This window comes from Thermococcus sp. (assembly GCF_027063845.1).
GTDB lineage: Archaea > Methanobacteriota_B > Thermococci > Thermococcales > Thermococcaceae > Thermococcus.
Window position 1 is genome coordinate 133,559 of record NZ_JAMOQU010000019.1, and the last position, 20,834, is coordinate 154,392.

At 54.7% G+C, this 20,834-nt stretch carries 19 protein-coding genes; 10 read left to right on the forward strand and 9 right to left on the reverse strand.

The annotated features are described in order from the left end of the window. Positions 1–35: 35 nt before the first annotated feature. The 9 genes from MVO87_RS01915 to MVO87_RS01955 all read left to right on the forward strand — a co-directional run bounded on the left by MVO87_RS01915 (position 36) and on the right by MVO87_RS01955 (position 8,750). Positions 36–647, forward strand: coding sequence for a V-type ATP synthase subunit E (locus tag MVO87_RS01915; RefSeq protein ID WP_297551995.1), 612 nt, complete (start codon positions 36–38; stop codon positions 645–647). Next, positions 647–1,747 carry a V-type ATP synthase subunit C gene (locus MVO87_RS01920; RefSeq protein WP_297513270.1) on the forward strand — a complete coding sequence of 367 codons (1,101 nt, stop codon included), beginning with the start codon at positions 647–649 and terminating at the stop codon, positions 1,745–1,747. Before MVO87_RS01915 ends, MVO87_RS01920 begins: the two co-directional genes overlap by 1 nt. Next, positions 1,744–2,052: a V-type ATP synthase subunit F gene (locus tag MVO87_RS01925; RefSeq protein ID WP_297513263.1), complete on the forward strand. Its 309-nt coding sequence runs from the start codon at positions 1,744–1,746 to the stop codon at positions 2,050–2,052. The genes MVO87_RS01920 and MVO87_RS01925 overlap by 4 nt, the downstream gene beginning before the upstream one ends. Positions 2,053–2,058: 6 nt before the next feature. Continuing rightward, a complete protein-coding gene (locus tag MVO87_RS01930) occupies positions 2,059–3,816 on the forward strand; it encodes an ATP synthase subunit A (protein WP_297513261.1) in 1,758 nt (585 codons plus the stop codon). 5 nt (positions 3,817–3,821) lie between these two features. Further along, on the forward strand, positions 3,822–5,213 hold the full coding sequence (locus MVO87_RS01935; RefSeq protein WP_297513268.1) for an ATP synthase subunit B: 1,392 nt from the start codon (positions 3,822–3,824) through the stop codon (positions 5,211–5,213). 28 nt (positions 5,214–5,241) lie between these two features. Beyond that, entirely contained in the window at positions 5,242–5,886 is a 645-nt protein-coding gene (locus MVO87_RS01940) for a V-type ATP synthase subunit D (RefSeq protein WP_099209546.1), read from the forward strand. A 100-nt stretch (positions 5,887–5,986) separates the two neighbouring features. Next, complete coding sequence (locus MVO87_RS01945; protein ID WP_297513260.1) at positions 5,987–6,754, forward strand: oxygen-binding di-iron domain-containing protein; 768 nt, start codon at positions 5,987–5,989, stop codon at positions 6,752–6,754. 9 nt (positions 6,755–6,763) lie between these two features. Next, positions 6,764–7,516 (forward strand): methyl-accepting chemotaxis protein, encoded by a 753-nt coding sequence (locus MVO87_RS01950; protein WP_297513258.1) that lies wholly within the window; start codon positions 6,764–6,766, stop codon positions 7,514–7,516. 10 nt (positions 7,517–7,526) lie between these two features. Then, entirely contained in the window at positions 7,527–8,750 is a 1,224-nt protein-coding gene (locus MVO87_RS01955; RefSeq protein ID WP_297513256.1) for an alanyl-tRNA editing protein, read from the forward strand. On the opposite strand, the gene MVO87_RS01960 is transcribed toward MVO87_RS01955, so the two are convergent. The 9 genes from MVO87_RS01960 to MVO87_RS02000 form a co-directional block, all read right to left on the reverse strand. After that, a complete protein-coding gene (locus MVO87_RS01960) occupies positions 8,728–9,993 on the reverse strand; it encodes an ABC transporter permease subunit (protein ID WP_297513253.1) in 1,266 nt (421 codons plus the stop codon). The two genes, MVO87_RS01955 and MVO87_RS01960, sit on opposite strands and share 23 nt — an antisense overlap. After that, positions 9,990–11,057 (reverse strand): ABC transporter permease subunit, encoded by a 1,068-nt coding sequence (locus tag MVO87_RS01965; RefSeq protein ID WP_297513251.1) that lies wholly within the window; start codon positions 11,055–11,057, stop codon positions 9,990–9,992. Before MVO87_RS01965 ends, MVO87_RS01960 begins: the two co-directional genes overlap by 4 nt. A 153-nt stretch (positions 11,058–11,210) precedes the next feature. Beyond that, the gene (locus MVO87_RS01970; RefSeq protein ID WP_297513249.1) at positions 11,211–12,044 is read right to left on the reverse strand and encodes a PP-loop family protein; all 834 of its coding nucleotides are present in this window, start codon (positions 12,042–12,044) and stop codon (positions 11,211–11,213) included. Positions 12,045–12,074: 30 nt separating this feature from the next. After that, entirely contained in the window at positions 12,075–12,749 is a 675-nt protein-coding gene (locus MVO87_RS01975) for a hypothetical protein (RefSeq protein WP_297513246.1), read from the reverse strand. Between the two features lie 17 nt (positions 12,750–12,766). Next, positions 12,767–14,071 (reverse strand): ABC transporter permease, encoded by a 1,305-nt coding sequence (locus tag MVO87_RS01980; RefSeq protein WP_297551997.1) that lies wholly within the window; start codon positions 14,069–14,071, stop codon positions 12,767–12,769. Next, entirely contained in the window at positions 14,064–15,062 is a 999-nt protein-coding gene (locus MVO87_RS01985) for an ABC transporter permease subunit (protein ID WP_297551999.1), read from the reverse strand. The genes MVO87_RS01980 and MVO87_RS01985 overlap by 8 nt, the downstream gene beginning before the upstream one ends. 41 nt (positions 15,063–15,103) lie before the next feature. Next, the gene (locus tag MVO87_RS01990; protein WP_297552001.1) at positions 15,104–16,006 is read right to left on the reverse strand and encodes a radical SAM protein; all 903 of its coding nucleotides are present in this window, start codon (positions 16,004–16,006) and stop codon (positions 15,104–15,106) included. 46 nt (positions 16,007–16,052) lie between these two features. Continuing rightward, entirely contained in the window at positions 16,053–16,754 is a 702-nt protein-coding gene (locus tag MVO87_RS01995; protein ID WP_297552003.1) for a dihydroorotate dehydrogenase electron transfer subunit, read from the reverse strand. Next, positions 16,738–17,961 (reverse strand): dihydroorotase, encoded by a 1,224-nt coding sequence (locus MVO87_RS02000; RefSeq protein WP_297513993.1) that lies wholly within the window; start codon positions 17,959–17,961, stop codon positions 16,738–16,740. Before MVO87_RS02000 ends, MVO87_RS01995 begins: the two co-directional genes overlap by 17 nt. Before the next feature lie 378 nt (positions 17,962–18,339). On the opposite strand from MVO87_RS02000, the gene MVO87_RS02005 reads away from it, so the two are divergent. Then, positions 18,340–20,802, forward strand: coding sequence for an ABC transporter substrate-binding protein (locus MVO87_RS02005; protein WP_297513985.1), 2,463 nt, complete (start codon positions 18,340–18,342; stop codon positions 20,800–20,802). Positions 20,803–20,834: the final 32 nt, after the last annotated feature.

The window sequence follows — 20,834 nt, forward strand, 5'->3', positions numbered from 1 at the left end:
ACCCTCTCCTTTTTACAGCTTGAGGAGGATTGAAGATGGAAGGGGCTGAACTGATAATTCAGGAGATAAACAGGGAGGCCGAGCAGAAGATACAGTACATACTCAGCGAAGCCAGAGAAGAGGCCGAGAAGCTCAAGGAAGAGGCCAGAAAGAGGGCGGAGGCCAAGGCCGAGTGGATACTCCGAAAGGCCAAGACCCAGGCCGAGATAGAGAAGCAGAGGATAATAGCCAACGCCAAGCTCGAGGTCAGGAAGAAGAAGCTCGCCGTTCAGGAGGAGCTCATAAGGTCTGTCATCGAGTCCCTCAAGGAGAGGCTCGCGAACCTTCCTGAGGACGAGTACTTCCCGATGCTCGTTGAACTCACTGCAAAGGCCGTTGAGGAGCTCGGAACCGATAAGGTAATCGTCCGCTCCAACGAGAGGACCCTCAAGCTCATCGTTGAGAGGCTTCCCGAGTTCAGGGAGAAGCTCAAGGAATTCCTTGGAAAGGACGTTGAGGTCACCGTCGGTGAGCCGATTCAGACCATCGGCGGAATCCTCGTGGAGAGCTCCGACGGAACGGTTAGGGTTGACAACACTTTCGAGGCCAGGATAGAGCGCTTTGAGAGTGACCTGAGGGCTACCATTGCCAAGGCCCTCTTCGGGTGATTGAGATGGAGGCAGTAACGGGAATCCTCAACACCACCATTGCAGTCGTCTTCACTTGGGTGGGCTACAAGACCGCCAGGATACTCTGGAAATATACCCCCTACTCGTATCCGAACGCCAGAATCAAGGCCATGGAAGCGAAGCTCCTCACAGAGCAGAAGTTCAACGAATTAGCTGAAAGCAGGACCCTTCAGAACTTCGTCGTGAACCTGGAGGACACCGACTACAAGGACTACCTCGCCGACGTTTCAAGCTACACCGTTGAGGAGGTTGAGAGGGCCCTTGAGAGGGCCTTAGCCGGAACCTACGGGCTCATGTTCAGGATACTCCCCAAGCGCTCAAGGGGCTTCTTTGGGCTCCTCCTCGAGGGCTGGGACGTCAGGAACATAGCCAACGTCGTCAAGGCCAAGCTCGCCAACGAGCCCGCGAGCGACTACGTCGTCGAGCTCGGAACGATGCTTCCCAAGGTCAAGGCGATGGCCGAGGCTAAGACCCTCGAAGAAATCCTCGTAATCCTCGAGGGAACTCCCTACGAGGAAGTTTACCAGAAGCTCCTGCTCGGCGAGATAGACGTCACGCGCTTCGAGACCGAGCTCTACAGGATGCACTACGGAAAACTGCTGAGCTATGCCCTCTCAAGGAAGGACGACGAGAGGATTATCTTAGAGGAGTTCGTGAGGCTCTCGATAGACAGGGTCAACATCCTTACCGCGCTCAGGGCAAAGAAAGCTGGTCTCTCGGCGGAAGAGACAAAGCCGATGCTGATTCCGGGTGGAACCGTCAAGCTCGACCCGCTCCTGCACGTTGACTCCTTCGACATGGCCTTAGCCGAGCTCGACTCGACTAAGTACGGTCAGGTAATCAGGGACGTCAGGGAGGAAATAGAGAAAGACCTGAGCGTCCTCGAGAAGGCACTCAACGACCACATAATCGAGAGGATTTCAGAGCTCGAACGCTTCTACCCGCTCAGCATAGCCACGCCACTGAGCTACGTCCTCAGGAAGGAGAGGGAAATCAGAAAGCTGAGGGCAATAGCCAAGCTGATAGAGAACGGCGTTGAGCCCGAAAGGATAAAGGAGCTCGCGGGTGAGGTGGCATGAAGATAGCCGTGCTCGGCGACAGGGACACCGCTCTGGGCTTCAAGCTGGCTGGGGCCCACGAGGTTTACGCCTTTGAAGACACTCCCCTTGAGATGGAGAGGCTTAGGAACAAGCTTAAGGAGCTCATTGAGAGGGGCGACGTGGGAATCATACTCATAACCGAGAGGTTCGCCCAGAGGGTTGAGATTCCGGACGTTACGATTCCAATCATCCTTCAGGTGCCCGATAAGTCGGGCTCTAAGTTCGGTGAAGAGGCCCTCCGCGAGATAGTCAGGAGGGCTATCGGTGTTGAGCTCAAGAGGTGAAGGGAAATGGGAAGGATAATTCGTGTTACGGGACCACTCGTCGTTGCGGACGGCATGAAAGGAAGCAAGATGTACGAGGTCGTTCGCGTCGGTGAGATGGGTCTCATCGGAGAAATCATCCGTCTCGAAGGCGACAAGGCAGTCATCCAGGTCTACGAGGAGACAGCAGGCATTAGGCCCGGTGAGCCTGTTGAGGGAACCGGTTCGTCGCTCAGCGTCGAGCTCGGTCCCGGTCTGCTCACCTCGATGTACGACGGAATTCAGAGACCGCTTGAAAAGCTCCGCGAGCTCAGCGGAGACTTCATAGCGAGGGGTCTTACCGCCCCTGCACTGCCGAGGGACAAGAAGTGGCACTTCACGCCAACCGTTAAGGTCGGCGACAAGGTCACTGGTGGAGACATCCTCGGTGTCGTTCCCGAAACCAGCATCATCGAGCACAAAATCCTCGTTCCTCCATGGGTCGAGGGTGAGATAGTCGAGATAGCCGAGGAAGGAGACTACACCGTCGAAGAGGTTATTGCCAAGGTCAAGAAGCCCGACGGGAGCATAGAGGAGCTCAAGATGTACCACAAGTGGCCCGTCCGTGTTAAGAGGCCCTACAAGAACAAGCTCCCGCCCGAGGTTCCGCTCATCACCGGACAGAGAACGATAGACACCTTCTTCTCGATAGCCAAGGGTGGAACAGCCGCCATTCCGGGTCCGTTCGGTTCAGGAAAGACCGTCACCCAGCACCAGCTGGCGAAGTGGAGTGACGCACAGGTGGTAGTTTACATAGGCTGTGGCGAGCGCGGAAACGAGATGACCGACGTCCTTGAGGAGTTCCCCAAGCTCAAGGACCCGAAGACCGGGAAGCCGCTCATGGAGAGAACGGTTTTGATAGCCAACACCTCAAACATGCCGGTGGCTGCTCGTGAGGCTTCAATCTACACCGGAATCACCATAGCGGAGTACTTCCGCGACCAGGGCTACGACGTCGCTCTGATGGCAGACTCAACGAGCAGGTGGGCCGAGGCCCTGCGTGAGATTTCGGGCCGTCTCGAGGAGATGCCCGGTGAGGAAGGTTATCCGGCCTACCTCGCGAGCAAGATAGCGGAGTTCTATGAGCGTGCCGGTCGTGTCGTTACCCTCGGAAGCGAGCCGAGGGTCGGTAGTGTCTCCGTCATCGGTGCCGTTTCACCGCCTGGTGGAGACTTCAGCGAGCCCGTCGTCCAGAACACCCTGCGTGTCGTCAAGGTCTTCTGGGCCCTCGACGCCGACCTCGCGAGGAGGAGGCACTTCCCGGCAATCAACTGGCTGAGGAGCTACTCACTCTACCTCGACGCCATTCAGGACTGGTGGCACGAGAATGTTGACCCAGAGTGGAGGAAGATGCGCGACACCGCTATGGCCCTCCTCCAGAAGGAAGCCGAACTCCAGGAGATTGTCAGAATCGTCGGTCCAGATGCACTGCCCGACAGGGAGAAGGCGATACTCATCGTTACGAGGATGCTCCGTGAGGACTACCTCCAGCAGGATGCTTTCGACGAGGTCGACACCTACTGCCCGCCGAAGAAGCAGGTCACCATGATGCGCGTAATCCTCAACTTCTACAACAGGACCATGGAGGCCGTTGACAGGGGCGTTCCGGTTGACGAGATAGCCAAGCTCCCGGTCAGGGAGAAGATTGGCCGTATGAAGTTCGAGCCCGACGTTGAGAAGATTAGGGCTCTCATCGATGAGACGAACGAGCAGTTTGAAGAGCTCTTCAAGAAGTACGGGGCGTGATGCTCATGCCGGGAATGGAGTACTCCACCGTTAGCAAGATTTACGGCCCGCTGATGATTGTCGAGGGCGTCAAGGGAGTTGCCTACGGTGAGGTCGTCGAGATAGAGACCGAGAGCGGGGAGAAGAGGAAGGGACAGGTGCTCGAGGCCAGGGAGAACCTCGCTATAGTCCAGGTCTTCGAGGGAACCCGCGATTTGGACGTTAAGACCACCAGCGTTCGCTTCACAGGCGAGACCCTCAAGGTTCCCGTTTCAATGGACATGCTGGGAAGAATCTTCAACGGTATCGGTAAGCCCATCGACGGCGGACCGGAAATCATCCCCGAGGACAGGAGGGACGTTCACGGTGCACCGCTCAATCCGGTCGCGAGAGCCTATCCGAGGGACTTCATCCAGACCGGTATCTCGGCCATAGACGGTATGAACACCCTCGTCCGCGGTCAGAAGCTGCCCATTTTCAGCGGTTCTGGTCTGCCACACAACATGCTCGCGGCCCAGATAGCGAGGCAGGCCAAGGTCCTCGGTGAGGAGGAGCAGTTCGCCGTCGTCTTCGCGGCGATGGGTATCACCTACGAGGAGGCCAACTTCTTCAAGAAGAGCTTCGAGGAGACCGGAGCAATAGAGAGGGCCGTCCTCTTCCTCAACCTCGCCGACGACCCGGCAATCGAGCGTATCATTACCCCGCGTATGGCGCTGACGGTTGCCGAATACCTTGCCTTCGACTACGACATGCAGGTTCTGGTTATTCTCACTGACATGACCAACTACGCCGAGGCCCTGCGTGAGATTTCCGCTGCCAGAGAAGAGGTTCCAGGAAGGCGCGGTTATCCGGGTTACATGTACACCGATTTGGCGACAATCTACGAAAGGGCAGGTCGTGTCAGGGGCAAGAAGGGAAGCATAACCCAGATGCCAATCCTCACGATGCCCGACGACGACATCACCCATCCGATTCCGGATCTTACCGGTTACATCACCGAGGGCCAGATAGTCCTCAGCAGGGAGCTCCACAGGAAGGGTATCTATCCACCAATTGACGTCCTTCCGAGTCTCAGCCGTCTGATGAAGGACGGTATCGGTAAGGGAAGAACCAGGGAGGACCACCCACAGCTCAGCCAGCAGCTCTACGCGGCCTACGCCGAGGGACGCTCCCTTAGGGACCTCGTCGCCGTCGTCGGTGAGGAGGCTCTCAGCGAGACCGACAGGAGATACCTCAAGTTCGCCGACCGCTTTGAGAGAGAATTCGTCGCCCAGCGCTACGACGAGGACAGGAGCATCTTCGAGACCCTCGACCTTGGCTGGGAGCTCCTTGCCGAGCTTCCGGAGAGCGAGCTCAAGCGTGTCAGGAAGGAGTACATCCTCAAGTACCACCCCAAGTACAGGAAGAGGGGCGAGTGAGCCCCTACCAACTTTTTAGGTGGTCGAGATGGCAGAACTGCTCAACGTGAAGCCGACGCGAATGGAGCTCCTCAACCTGAAGAGGCGCATCCAGCTGGCCAAGAAGGGCCACAAACTCCTCAAGGACAAGCAGGACGCTCTGGTCATGGAGTTCTTTACAATCTACGACGAGGCGCTTCAGCTGAGGCGCGAGCTCAACCTTAAGATGAAGGAGGCTTTTGAGGCCCTTCAGATGGCTGAGATTGACGTTGGAACGCTCCGCCTCAAGGAGATAAGCCTCTCCGTGAAGCCCAACAGGGAGGTCGAGATTAGGAAGAGGAACGTCATGGGCGTCCCGGTTCCCCTCATCGAGGCCGAGAGCTTCAAGAGGAACGCGGGTGAGAGGGGTTACGCCTTCGTTTCGAGCTCCGCCAAGGTTGACCTCGTGGCCGAGAAGTTCGAGGAGGTTCTTGATTTAGCGGTCCGCCTTGCGGAGGTCGAGGAGACCCTCAAGAGGCTCGCGAGGGAAATTGAGGTCACCAAGAGGCGCGTCAACGCGCTCGAGTACATCATAATCCCGCGCATGGAGGCAACGGTTAAGTTCATCAAGCAGCGCCTCGACGAGATGGAGCGCGAGAACTTCTTCAGGCTCAAGAGGGTTAAGGCGTTAATCGAGGCCAGGGGCGGTTCCTGAGCCCTTTGCGCTCTCCTTTTTCTGAGGGGCGTTTATGTAGGTGCTTGTGTAGGCAAATCGCTTAAATATACTCTTCTCGTAATTAAGCTGGGGGTGAGCGATGGGAGAGTACTTTATTGAGCCCGGACTCGACCCGAGAAAAGACCACGTTCTCTACCGCGATGACGAGCACCTCGTCGTCTATCTTGGAACACAGGAAGGCGGAGAGGACGTTGACGTCAACAGCTACCTCATAGTCAGCAGGGGGAAGGGCATCCTCATAGACCCCGGAGGGTATAAGATTTTCTCGAAGGTTCTCGCCAACGCGTCAAAGTACATCGACCCGAGGGACATCGAGTACGTCTACATATGCCACCAGGACCCGGACGTTGCCGGTAGCTTGCCCCTGTGGAGAGAGGTGAGCAATGCGAAAATTATAGTCCACTGGCTCTGGACGAGGTTTTTGCCGCACTTCGGATTTGAGGACGTCGGGGCGGTAACCCATGAGTTACCAGACGAGGGCGAGACTATGCCCTTTGGGGCAACGACCCTCGAGTTCATACCTGCCCACTTCCTCCACAGCCCAGGACACTTCACGATATATGACCACCGAAGCAAGTTCCTCTTCACCGGCGATATCGGCATAGCGCTCCTGGACGAGCCCTATATAGTTGTTGAGAACATGGAAAGGCACATTCAGGCGATGAGGCCGGTTCACGAGAGGCTTATGGCCAGCAACCGGGCCATAAAGGCCTGGCTCGACAGGGTGAAGTTCCTCGACGTTGAGGCCATACTGCCCCAGCACGGGGCGATAATACCGAAGAGGTTCATACCGCGCTTTTACGACTTCCTCGAGAACCTGAAGTGTGGCGTTGACCTCTACCGCTGAGGTGGTATCATGAACGTCAGGAGCATCGAGAAGGCATCGAACGCCCTGGCTCAGTCGGTTCGTATAAAAACCTCCAGCAGGGAGTCCAGCAAAATCATAGACGAGCTGGCGGAGCAGATTAGCGGACAGTTCCTTGAGAACAACATGGTGATTATCGAGAACATTGAGAAGCTGTCTCAGGTTATGAAGGAGCTCGAAAAGTTTCAGGAGGAGTTCCTGCCCTTCTTCCAGCGCTTTGAAGTCTTTGCCCAGGAGTTCAACACCCTCGTTGAGAACCTTGAGTACGTGTCGAGGATAAGCGACTCGATAGCGAGCGTGGCGAAGCAGACCAACCTCGTTGCCCTGAACGCCTCGATAGAGGCCGCGAGAGCTGGGGAAGCCGGGAGGGGCTTCGCGGTGGTTGCCGATGAGATTCGAAAAATGGCCGTTCAAACGATGAACCTCGCCAAGGAAATAAAGGACTTCAACACCCGCGTCATGGGTCAGCTCGAGACGCTCCGCGACGCTTTAGCTGTAATGGACAGGATTAAGGAGGGCACAGAGATACTCGGCAGGGACATAGAGGCGATGGTCGAGATTAGCTCCGTCCTCGACGAGATTTCGCGCGAGCAGGAGGAGATAGTGAACGACATCAAGAGGCTTAAGGGAATAGCCCTGGCCTTGAGGAAGTTCGCCGACATGCAGGATAAATACAACAAGGAACTCGCCTCACTCCTCAGGATGATGGTCAGCGAGTACGCGAAGGAGCATGCTGAAAGGTGAGGTGTTGGGAATGACGGAGAGGCTTTACTACTCCGACCCCTACCTCACGGAGACCACCGCAAAGGTGGTTGAGGTTAAGGATTTGGGTAACGGCCTCGTTGAGGTTCTCCTCGACAGAACGATATTCTACCCTGAAGGCGGTGGCCAGCCCTCCGACAGGGGGCTTATAGAGGGCGACGGGTTCATAATAGAGGTCACTAAGGTGAAGGAGCGGGAGGAAATCTGGCACGAGGGCGTTATCGAGGGCAGGCTTCCTGAGAAGGGTGAGGAAGTTAAGCTGAAGCTCGACTGGGACTGGAGATACGAGAACATGAAGAACCACACCGGCCAGCACATCCTCTCGGCCGTTCTGAAGAAGCTCTACGACCTCGACACGACGGGCTTCCAGATTTTCGAGCACTACAACAAGATTGAGGTCAACGGTCCGCTCGACTGGGATATGATTACCGAGGCCGAAATCGAGGCCAACAGGATAATAGCGGAGGGAATTCCCGTAACGGTCGAGGAGTTCAAGTACCTTCCCGACGACATCGTCAAGACCCTCAGGAAGCACGTGAGCAAGGTAACTGACAGGGTCAGGATAGTGAGCATCGGCGACGTTGACAGGACTCCCTGCGGTGGAACCCACGTTAGGAACACCTCCGAGATAGGGTTCATCAAGGTTCTCCGCTTCTACAAGAAGTCCAAGAACCTCTGGCGGATAGAGTTCGTCGCCGGAAACAGGGCTTTGAGGGCGCTCAACGAGCTCCTTGAGGACTACTGGAGCGCTCTGGGCGAGATGCCGAACAAGAACAGGCCGCTCGTTGAGAGGGTTAGGGAACTGAAGGCCGAGATGGATTCCCTGGAGGAAAAACTCGATGAACTCAGGCACGAGCTCTGGCGCTGGAAGGGACTGGCCTTGATTGACAAGGCCGAGGAGATAGGGGACTACAACGTTGTCACTCTCGTCGAGAAGTGGCCCATGAAGGATGCCCAGGCATTCGCAGTCAACTTCGTTGAGAACAACCCCGGTTCGATACTCCTCCTCGCGAGCGAGGATTACGTTCTCTTTGCCAGGAACGAGGAAGTTGATGTGTCAATGAAGGAGCTTCTCTCAAAGGTCATCGAGGAGCTCGGCGGCAAGGGCGGTGGAACCGACAACCTGGCAAGGGGAAGGGTTGAGGCGGAACCGGAAGACGTTCTCGACGTTGCAAAGGAAAAGCTGAGGGAGCTCATAGGCTCTCCCAAGGATTGATGAACCTCTCCTCCACTTCGCTTTTTATCAGCAGGAGGGCTATCGCTATCACCGTTATGGCCACTCCAACGGGCAGGACCATCCACCAGGCGCCGTTGTAGATGGCCCTCTGGGTTACCACCATCGCGAGCAGTTCTCCCCAGTTGAAGCCGAAGTTGACGTTGAAGAATCCGAGGATTGAGATTATGGATATTACCTTGGCCGCCGTTAGTATGAGCTGGGAAACCGCGTAGGGTAGAACGGCCTTCAGAACGTGCCTTTTAAGAATCCAGAGCTCGCTTCCACCAACGGCCTTTGAGGCGAGGATGTGTTCTTTTGAGAGTTCTGTCATGGTTATTGTTCTGACGTTCTGGCTGACCTTGCCGAAGAGGAGGAGCGACTGGGCAAGGACGAAAGCACCGGTTGATATCCCTATGGTTCCATAGTAGCTGACGCTTCCGAGTATTGGGACGAGGAGAATCATCGCTGGAACAAGGGGGAGCATCGAGGAAACCTTTGCAAAGCCTTCCACTAGGGCTCCTAGCTTTCCTGAGAGGGCCCCGAACAAGCCCGTCGCCGTGCCGAGGAGAACCGTTGTCAGGGCGGTCAGAAAAACTATCACAAGAGTCTGGGGCAGTCCACCGAGGAATATAACCGCTATGTCCCTCCCGTCCGAGTCCGTTCCGAGGGGACCGTAAGTTCTTCCAACGACGCGGAGGGTTATTTTTGATGAGGCGTTGACTCTGAAGGTGTACTTTCCTTTTACTGGAACCCATTCGTCTCCCTCCTTTCTGAAAAACAGAATCTTAAGACCCTCCCCCTTGACTACCATGTCCGAGATGTCGTCGTTGACTCCCATCTGTCTTGCGAGGTCAAAAACTGTGAAAAAGGCCTTTTCTGTGGACGTTATTCTCGTTATGGTGCCGGAGTAGAGCGTTACTCTCTTCCCGTCCGGTGTCAGTACCTTTACTTCTACGAAGCCGGACCAGTTTGCTGGGGGTATTATTAGGATGTCCTGTGGTGGCTGGTCGTAGTGGAAGTTGTACACGTACTCTCCGGGCTTTTCCTCCCTCAGGTTTCCCGTTGGAGGAAGGTTCTTTCCAAAGAGGTTAACCCACTCTGGTGGGGCCATTCTGGGATTCTTCAGCCAGTAGGTTTTGTAGTTCCAGTTCTTGATGTCCTCCGCTGGAATCACGTGGGGTGAGATGAGTGCGAGGAGGACGTAGATTAGGAGAATCGCAAAGCCTGCCTTCATCTTCCTCATTGTCTTCTCACCCTCGGGTCAAGGTATACGTAGACTATCTCGGTCAGGAGCGAATTGATGAAGTAAATCAACAGCATGGCAAAACCAACGACAAAGATGGCCTCTGGGTAGTAGACGAACCCAACGCCCTCCGGCGGCTTGTTGATTACCCTGAAGGAGTGTAGCAGGATGTATCCGAGGCCTGGAACGTCGAAGACGAGCTCTATGACGAGGACGCTCATGAAAACGTCCATGAAGTTGTAGGTTGTGTAGGTTAGAAAACTCGGAAAGACCACACGGAGGAGCTTTTTCATGATTCTGCCGTCGGGCAGGCCCCTTGCTATGTCGTAGGTTATGTGGTCGCTCTTCCTTTCACTCACGACGATGTTCCTCAGCGTGAAGGCGTACTCCCACGTTGCCGAGAGAATCATTGCGATAGCGGGCAGGGCGAAGCCGACGGCGTACTCACCCAGCCCGGGGGAACCCTCAGTTGAGGCGAGCTGGATTCTCATGGCGAAATCAGGAAGGACTGAAAACCTCCAAGCGAGCAGGAACACAACGGCGCCTATAAACCACACTGGAATTGCGGAGAAGAGCTGGGCCATGGTGGAAATCACGGAATCAAGGCGTCCGCCCCTGTAGCCTGCCCGTAGGCCGAGGTACGTTCCAACTGCGAGAATGCACAGTTCCACGAGGATTAGGATTACGATGGTGTTTTTGAGGTAATAGCCCATAGGGTGGCTGAAGCCCTTGAGTCCTGCGCTCCCGAGGTCTTTGAAAACGGATAGGGAGGTTTTGAAGTAGTACTCAAGGGTTCCCGTGAAAGTTGGCTTTATCCTGAGCACCTTATACGTCCAGTACCATGCGTACTCAGTTTCGTTCATTCCCAGCTTTTCCATCTGGGCCTCAAAGTACTGCCTGTTCTCGTGTATGACCTTGAGGTTCTGCGTAAAGACGTCTTGTATTTTGTACTGTGTTAACTTCCACTGGGCAGACGTCACGAGAATTAGGAACACGAAGACGGCGACGGTAAAAAACACGAAGTTTTTGACTATTACTTTTCCAACTTGTCTTCGCGCACCCACTTATTCCACCATGAGAAATACTCATCATGAGTTTAAAAGTTTTGACATTTTTCCTTTTTCAGTCCTCGTTCCCTTCCGTAAGAAATTGAAAAATTTCAAAGGGCTCTCAGGGAGTTTGTGGGCTTTTTCTCGATTTCCCTTTTATTAAATTTATTAAACTTTGAACCTGTTTCTATCCAGCCCAAGCTTTTCCAGCACAATCTTCCACTGCTCCTCTGGTACCTCCGGCTTTTGGAGTTCCTCCTCCGCCCTCTCCCTGCTCATGAGGCCGTAGCGAACGAGAGCCGCTATTCGTCTGTGTTCGAAGCTGTGGCCGTGCTTCTCCCAGTAGAGCTGCAGAGCCGGCCCAAGAACGAGGCAGTTGGTGGTGTAGCCGGGTAACTCAGGAAACTCAAAGGGGAGCTTTTTCAGTATCTCAAAGCGCTCCCTCTCGGTCATCATTGAGAGGAGCCTAATCTGAACGACTCCACCGCTCATGAGCCTATACGGGTGGTGGCCGAATGGAAGCTCGTGGCCGGTTATTATGTACTTGTATCCGTTCCTAAGGGCGTACTTCCTCAGCTTCTCCATCGTCCTCTTCGAGCAGGCCCGGCATGGGCTCTGGCCCTTCAGGAGGGCGTTTCTGAATATGTCGGAGTAGTCGTGGCGTAAGACTTTGAATGGAACTCCAAGATGCTTGGCTATTCGCTTCGCGTTCTCTATAGCTTCCTCGGCCATGAGCCCGTGGTCTATCATCACCGCCTCGAGCTCCGGAACTTTGTAGACTTCCTTGGCTAAATAGAGCGCAACAACGCTGTCCTTTCCGCCGGAGTAGGCAACCACTGCCCTGTCGACGTCCTTCATGAGTTCTTCAAGTTCCTTCCTGATTTTCTCCCTGTCGAGGGGGTGCTTTAGGTAAACCTGACATTCACGGCATATTGGCTTTCCGTTTACGATGTCTATTCTTGAAGTTCTCTCATCGTTGACGCAGAGTGAGCACTTCAGCATGGCGAAAGGAAGGGGGCGCGTTTTATAAGGTTACCTCCACCTTTCGAAGCCCTTAGCAGTTTTAAGAACCGAGTCAATCGTTTCCTCGGTCTTCTCCTTGCCCTTCTTTCCGGCGAAGAGCAGGACTACGGTTATCTGGTCTTCAAGGAGGATTCCCTCGTTGTTCCTCGCTATGAACCAGCCGAAGATTGCTCCGAAGATTAGGCCCGCCAACCAGAGGGTCATCACGAACAGCGTCGTCGATGTTCCCGTTGCTGTTGTCGTTAGAGAAAGGGCCTTGTAGGCCAGCGCGAAAGCTACAACGAACATGCCTTCAAGGAGCAGGCTCACCTTAACGGCCTTCCCGATTATCCCGAGGACCCTGCTATCGCTCGTGTACTTCTCGATAATCTTGCCGTCGTGAACGCTGTAAACTAACGTCCTGGAGACGTTAGCACCGCTTCTGAAGGCCAGAAAGGCGAAGACCATGGCCAGGTAGTCCCAGCGAACCTTCCACGCCCCGTAGAGGCCTACTATGATCCAAATTGGGGTGAACAGCCGTTCGAGGGTTTTCTTCTGGTTCCTGGGAACGTCGATATGAAGGGTCCTCTTGAGCGTCGTTCCTGCCAACTTACCCGCTAGCCTGAATACCGTCATTGTCAGGTTTATGAAGGGAAACGCTAACAGGAGAAGGATTGCTAGAACCTTGGTCAGCAACGTCACCACCACATTTAATACGCGTTTCAGGTTTTAGACCTTTTGAGGAACCTTATCTCGAGGAACCTTCCAAGGTCTATAAAAGCGTAGGCTATCAGACCGAGGGAGAGGCCGAGGGGGACTATCTGCCACCAGTATGGGACATATCTCGCTATTCCAGCCATCAGGGGCGTGCTCATTATGGTGCCCCAGTTGAACCCCGGAACGACGTGGAAGAACCCGAGGAGGGTTATGAAGGCTATTATCCCTGGTACTGAGATTGTAAAGAGGTAAACCACGTACGGAAGCAGAACCGGAAGTATGTGAAACCTCAGGATTTGGAGTGGGCTTGCTCCCATTGCCCTGCTTGACTCTATGTACTCCTTTCTGAGCTCCTCCTCGACTATGGAGCGGATTTCCCTCGAAGAGGTGCCTATGAAGACTATGGCGACTATGAGCGCCATCACGTAGGGGTTGACGTGTATCTTGATGTCATTGGGAGTTAGACCATACTCGATATGGCCGAGAATTACGACGAGGAGCACTGCCAGTGGCAGGGATGGGGTTGAGGTTAAAATCTTGGAGGCCGCGTTTACTATGGAACCGAACTTCGTTGAAATGACGCTCAGGGAGCCTACGGCAAAGGCGAGGAGCGCGAGAATGCCCGCGCCGAGTATTGAAACCATTATCGTTTCCCTTGCGCCGTAGGCGTAGCCTGTCCAAACGTCCCTCCCGTAAGCATCCGTCCCCAGCCTGCCGTAGCTTAACCCTAGGACTCTAACCTTCGGCTCGTCGTTGGGTTCGAGCTTTCCGAATGTACCAGTTATTACAATTTTGTAGGTTCCCTTTAGCGGGACGAAATGGAAGACGCAGTCCGTTCCTGGTTCGGCGAATACTGCCTTGAGCGGGTTGTGGAACAGGAGCTGGGACCACGTTGGCTTTGGATTGCACTTTTCCTCTGCGATATTCATTATCGATGAACGGATGGTGGCTAGGTTGAGGGAATCGGGAACTATTCCGTTCCAGACGGAATACTCTTTTCCGCGCGGGTCAACGATTGATATCCTCAGGCTCTTGGTGAGGTTTGGGATGACCAAGATGTTCTGGGGAACGCTCTCGTAGTGAAAGTCGTAGTAGTACACGAAACTGCCGTTCTGGTAGGTTCCCTCAAGCCATTCCGTCTTGGGGAGTCCTGCCAGCTTGCCGTACCACTCAGGGGGAACCCCGATGGGGTTGTACTTCCAGTAGGAGGCGTTGTTCCAGTTCTCGGCGTTTTTTTCGACAACCATGTGGGGCCCAATGATTGAGAATGCAATGAAGAATGCTATTATAAGAACCGAGAACTTACTCATCCCGCCTCACCCTTGGGTCGAGCTTTAGGTACAGGCCTTCAAGGATTGAAGCGTTCACGAAGTACAGGGTGGACATTATAAGACTCGCAAAGAAGAGCATGCTCCCTTTTAGGTAGAAGATTAACTCCCCGACTCCTATCATAAACGTCCTGCCGATTCCTGGAACGTTGAAGAGAACCTCCACCGCCATGTCGTTCATCAGCAGGTTTAGGAAGCTATAGCTCGTAAAGGTCAGGAAGCTCGGAAGGACAACGCGGAGGAGCTTGCGCTCTATTCTGCCGTTGGGGAGACCCTTTAGGACGTCGGTTATGACGTAGTCCTCCTCCCTTGCCCTGATGATTAGGTTCCTGACGGTCATTGCATAAACGGGAATGTTGACCAGGGTTAGGGTGAGAATCGGCAGGGCCAGGCCCTTCAGGTGGGTGAAAACGGTAACACTGCCCTCAACGCTTGCCCGATGAATGTAGTCGAGGTAGCTCAGGGGGAGAACGCTGAGCTTCCACCAGAGAATCCAGAGGAGTGCAACTGCCCAGAACCAGCCGGGAATAGCGGAGAAAGAGGGCCCGAGGATTCTCAGGATTCTATCTGGGATTCCTTCCCGATAACCGGCTCTCAAGCCCCACAGGGCTCCGAAGATGAGAATCAACAGGAGCGAAACCGAAAGAATTGCCAGGGTCAGGAGAATTGACGTGCCCGGGGTTGTTCCAACGGTGGAAGTGAAGATGCTGTGTGGGGTTGGGATGTAGTATATGAGAGTTGAGTTGCCCCTAGTTATCGTTATTACCTTTTCATCCTCATTTTTGAAGACGTCGGCCGAAAACTGGAAGTACTCTTTTGTTTTGTTGACGAGGTTTGCGGGGTGCAGTGCACTTCCAATGGATTCCCCGCGTAGAGTGGCTTCTGAGGATGCTATGAGAGCCGACAGTATCATAACCACCGTTATAAATATAGCCAACTCCCTTAGGATAACTCCAATTATTCTAGTGGTCATCGGTTTAATTACACAAGGAATGAATAAAAAAGTTGTGGTCGCTACTCAAATCTCGCCCTCTTCACAACCGGCGCGACTTCCCTCGCGACCCTCCTGACGCTGAACAGCGTGAGCGCGTCCATTTTCTTGAGCTGGGCTAAAAGGCAACCGCTTATCCTGACGTCTATGTACTTCTTTGCCTCCATCGCTGTCTTGAGAAGCTCCCTCATGCTCTCGGCCCTCTCGAAATCGAGGCCGGCTTTTCTGAGCCGGTCCACGTTGAGCTCGTGAATCGTCAACGGCTGTAGGTGCATCTCGTCTATTCCAAGGGAAGCTGCCAGCTCCGCTATCCTCGGTATGTCTTCGTCGTTTATTCCTGGCATGAATATGGTTCTCACAACCGAGCGGACGCTTTTGTCGCTCCCAACTATCCTCAGCGCGTTGACGACGGCGTCGAAGGTGTCGGCGTTCGTAATTTTGAGGTGCTTTTCGCGTGTCGAGGCGTCGAGGCTTATCATGACGATGTCGAAGTCGAGCTTTTGCCAGAGCTCCTCGGTGAGGAGCGAGCCGTTGGTCTGGAGGTCGAGCCTCGCCTCGGGAAACCTCTCGCGGAGCATTCTGTTGACCTCTACTATTCGCTTGCTCAGCAGTGGCTCCCCGTACTGCGAAACGGTTATCGCCTTCGGGTTCTCCCAGCCGTAGTAGCCCGGCTTCGGGGCCTTCCCGAGCTTCACCGCGACGTTCGAGTAGCAGAAGATACAGTCGTGGTTGCACGCTGGAGTAAGCTCGTAGCTCGGGTGGTGAACGGGGTTTGGATTGCTCAAATCGAGGCCCTGGCAGTATCTGCAGTGGCTCGGGTAGAGCATCTCGTCAACGAACTTCTTTAGGAGCCTCGCCTCCTCGTTTTCAAGGATTTGGGGCTCGACGCCCATCTTCCTCGCAAACTCCTCCCAGCTGTACCTCATCCTCTCACCGGCCGGAGCGGATAAAAGGGACTTAAAAAGTGATTGGTCAGAGCAGTCCCCTAAGCTGAACCCCGTCGAAGACCGGGCCGTCTCTGCATACGAGGTACTTTCCGAGGTTGCATGAACCGCAGACGCCGATTCCGCACTTCATGTAGCGCTCCGCCGAGACTTGGACGTTTCCGTAGTCCATGACCCTCAGAACGGCCTTGAGCATGGGTTCCGGACCGCAGGCATAAACCCCCTCAAATTCACTCTTTCTTTCGGCTAAGACGTCCGTTGGGAAGCCCTTTCTCCCAAAAGAGCCGTCGTCAGTGGTGATTACAACCTCGTCCACGTAATCCTCGATATCGAGAATGGCCAGCTCTTCCTTCGAGCGGGCGCCGTAGATTAGGGTTATCTCCTCGAAGTCCTTTCCCCACGCCCTTGCGAGGGCGTAGAGCGGTGGAATTCCAATCCCTCCGGCGACGAGCGCTACCCGTTTCCACTTTCTCTCGAAGCCCCTCCCGTAAGGCCCGCGAACCCACAGCCTCTCGCCTTCCTCCAGCTCGAAGAGCTTCGAGGTGAAGAGCCCGACGCGCTTGACAACGAGCAGGTCCTTCCATGCCAGACTGAAGGGCTTCTCACCGACTCCTGGAAGCCAGACCATCACGAACTGCCCTGGCATGAAGTCGAACCCCTTCGAGAGCCTAAAGGCCTTAACGTTCTTTGCAACCTCCCAGGTTTCCCTCAGCTCAACCACGCTGTACATCCAAACGAACCCCCTCAGGCTTTCCTACGATTTCGTCAGCCTCCATAACGACTTTTCCGCGGAGAATCGTCATCACAACCTTTCCCTTTAACTTCCTTCCCTCCCAGGGGCTCCATTTAGCTTTGGTGTAGAACTCCTCCGGTTTGACCGTCCACTCCCGCTTAAGGTCAACGACCGTAAAGGTGGCCTCGTTTCCGATGGCGAAGTTCCTACCTCTGATTCCGAAGACCTTAATCGGGTTGTCGTGCATCTTCTCAACGATGTCAAGGATATCTATAATCCCACGGTTCACTGCATCGAGGAGGAGCGCAACCTCCGTCTCGAGCCCAGGAATCCCCGCCGCTCCCGCTTCCTTGTCCTCGAGCGTGTGCGGTGCGTGGTCGCTTGCTATTATAGGAATCCGCGAGAAGTTCTCCCAGAGCGCTTTAACGTGCTCCTCCGTCCTCAGAGGGGGATAGACCTTCAGGAGCGGGTTCCTCTCGTAGTTCCTCTTCGTCAGGAACAAGTGGTGGGGCGTGACCTCGAAGCTCACCCAGGGGAGGTTTTTTCGGAGTATGGCTTCAATTCCTCCCCTCGTTGAGACATGGCAGATGTTGAGGGGCTTTTTGAGACTCTCAGCGCTTTCAAGAGCTCGCTTTACAGCCACTTCTTCGACCTCTGGCGGTCTCTCGGGTTTCTCATGGATTAGCTCTGCATCTTCCGCATGGACGCTCAGAACGCCGGGTGAGCAGGCGTAGTCCCTTTCAAAGTCCTCTGAGTAGATTCCGCCTGTGGAGGCGCCCATAAAGGCTTTGTAGAAATCTGCCCTGGCTTTTTTAGCCTCTCCGCAGTTGCTCCTCATCAAAAAGCTGAGGGCATAGTCGGCGTAGGCATTCCTTCGGAAGAGCTCAAGGCGCTTCTCAAAGGTCCTTGAGTCCATGACAGGTGGCTTCGTGTTGGGCATGTCAAAAACTGCCGTGATTCCTCCATGTAGAGCAGCCTTCGTCCCGCTCTCAACGGTTTCTTTTTCCTTCTGCTTGAAGTCTCTGAGGTGGACGTGGGTGTCCATGAGGCCCGGAAGGATTAGATACCCGGATAAATCCAGCTCTTTTTCTCCACGAAGCTCTTGAACAGATATCTTTGATATTCTGCCGTTGTCAACACCTATACTGCCTTCCACAATCCGTCCTTTGAAAAGGAACTTTCCCTTTAAAACGAGCTCGTGCATTGAAGCCCGCACGGGGTTTTTTGGTTCGGGGTTTTAAGATTTTTGATTGTGAAATCGGAAGGAGATACTTTTTTCGACTTTCTATGGGGAGAGTATCTGCTTATTTTGCGTTTAACCAGTCTGTGCCACCGGCTGCTTTTTCATGGGAATGCTCGATATCGCATTGCCGTGTTCCTCCTCAGGATTCTTTCCAATTTTGAATAGCGCCGTTGTCATCTTGGTTGCATTTCCGTTCCTTTTACACTAACGTAACCCTTAAATAGGGCTCGGATGTATAGCTTCATGCCATTATACCCCGTATGTGGCAACGTTGCCAAAAAGTGAAGGAGGCAGTGGAGTATGAATAGGAAAGCCCTAAGCCTGTTTGTTATGGGCTTGATGTTGTTTAGCGTTTTCTTGGTTGCCAAGCCAGCAAGCGCGCAGACGGTCCAGGGAGACAAGCTTAAAATCGTGTACCTTGCTGCCCAGGGTAGTCTCTTTATGGGTGTCTTTAACCCGTCCCCGAGCGGAATGACCGACGTTTACACCCACCGCATCTGGTACTTCCTCAACGACCCGGCGATAGTTATGGGCCCGGACGCCCAGAGGCACAACTACAGGTGCCAGCTCGTTGACGTCAAGTACAACGTTCAGGTTCCGGACGATGCCGTAATCTGGAATGGAACCGAGAAGAAGTGGGTCAGCCCCTACGCGGGTAAGACCGCTACCAGCGCCGTTACTTGGAAGTGCGGTCTCGGAACCTGGGTTGACGGCCAGAAGATAACCCTCGCTGACTACCTCTTCGACTACGCCATGACCTGGGAGTGGGCCTACCAGGACGGCAAGGACGACAAGTATTACGACGAGGAATGGGGCAACAACGCCCAGGGAACCCTCGAGACCATAATGGGTTTCAAGGTCAACAAGGTCACCGACGACTACATCGAGTACACTATCTATCAGGACTACATTGTTCCGTACAGCAAGTGGGCGACCGCCGTCAACTTCATTGAGAAGCCGGCTCTTCCGTGGGAGCTTTACAACGTTATGAGCGAGATGGTTGCCAATGGAGTTAACGGTAAGGCCTTCTCCTGGAGCGAGCAGCCGCAGGATGGTTACCAGATTGACATGATTGACCCCGACCAGATGAAGTACTTCAAGGCCGAGGCTCAGGCCATACTCGACGGCGGAAAGCTCATCCCAGTCTGGCTTGAGACCGCCAAGGACGTCCTCCAGAAGTGGGGCATCAGCGAGGAGCAGGCTGGACTGACTGAGGACCTTGCCAAGAAGGGCTACGAGAGCGTCATCAGCTGGGTTGACAAGTACAACAACGCCATCATCAGCGACGGTCCGTACTACGTTGAGAAGTACGACCCGAAGGCCATGACCGTCGTTCTCAAGGCTGCCAACAACAAGAGGGTTGGTTACCCCGATGAGATAAACGGCAAGAAGCTCCCGTGGGACCCGTACTGGAAGGAGATTGACATCTACGGTAGCCTTAACGACGACACCGCTATCCTCGCCGTTGCCAAGGGCGAGTACGACCTCTACTGGTACGCCAGGCCCTACAACAAGATAGCCAAGGCCCTCCAGGAGTACGGTGACAATCTCAACCCGATGAAGACCATCGCCGTCTGGTGGAGCGTTAACCTCAACCTCGTCGGCGACCCGCAGACCGGTCTCGTCAACTCAAGCGGCCAGACTAAGTTCAACCCGTTCGCGCTCCGTGAGGTCAGGTTTGCTATGAACTGGCTCATCAACAGGCAGTACATCGTCAGCCAGGTCCTCCAGGGAAGCGGTGCTCCGCTCTTCGGTACCGCCGTCAGCGGTCAGGTTGACGCTTACAGCAACTACATGAAGGTTGCCAAGGCCCTTGGCTTCACCCCGCAGGGTGACGAGGCCTACGCCATCAAGATGATTGACGAGGCCATGAACAAGGCCGCTCAGGAGCTCGCCAAGAAGGGTCACAAGCTTGAGAAGAAGGATGGCGTCTGGACCTTCGACGGAGAGCCTGTTACCGTGAAGATTATTGCTCGTGTTGAGGACGAGAGGCTTGATGAGGGCAAGTACCTTGCCCAGATACTCCAGAAGGCGGGCTTCAAGGTTGACCTCCTCCAGTGGCAGAGGAGCCAGGCCAGCAAGGCCGTCTACCTCAGCGACCCGACCACCCTCCAGTGGCACGTTTACACTGAGGGTTGGGTCGTCAGCGGAATCCAGGACGTTGCGAGCCTTGCCTGGGACTTCTGGTTCTTCGACATCTACGTTGACCCGAACTGGGGTACCGACTACCACAACCCGATGACCGTCAGGGACCTCGTTGACGCTACTGCCAACGGTGACCTTGCCAAGTTCATAAGCACCGTTGACCTCAAGTACTACAACACTCCAGACAAGCTTGAGAAGATCCTTGACTGGACCGGCTACGACCTCGCCAGCCTGCTTGCCTTCGCCAAGTGGACCGGACCGAACAACGACACCGTCAAGCTCGAGAGCCTTGACCAGTTCTGGGACCTCTACAAGCTCGCCTACGGTACTCACTCGCTCAACGCTCCGCGTGTCTACACCGCCGAGACCTGGAACTTCTTCCTCCTCAACAAGAAGATAAAGGTCGAGTTCGTTGACCCGATAAGCGGTGTTGGCAGCATCCTCTCAGCTAGGTCAATAATGCCCGCCCCGAAGGAGACCCCGACCACCACCACGCAGACCACCAGCAGTGAGGAGAAGCCGACCACCAGCAAGCCCAGCACTGAGAAGCCAACTACCTCATCCAGCGCCGGTGGCGAGGAGAAGAAGGAACTCTGTGGCCCGGCCTTCATCGTCGGCCTTGCCATAGTGCCGCTCCTCCTCAGGAGGAGGAAGTGATTTCCTTTCCCTCTTTTTCTTGTTCCTACCTG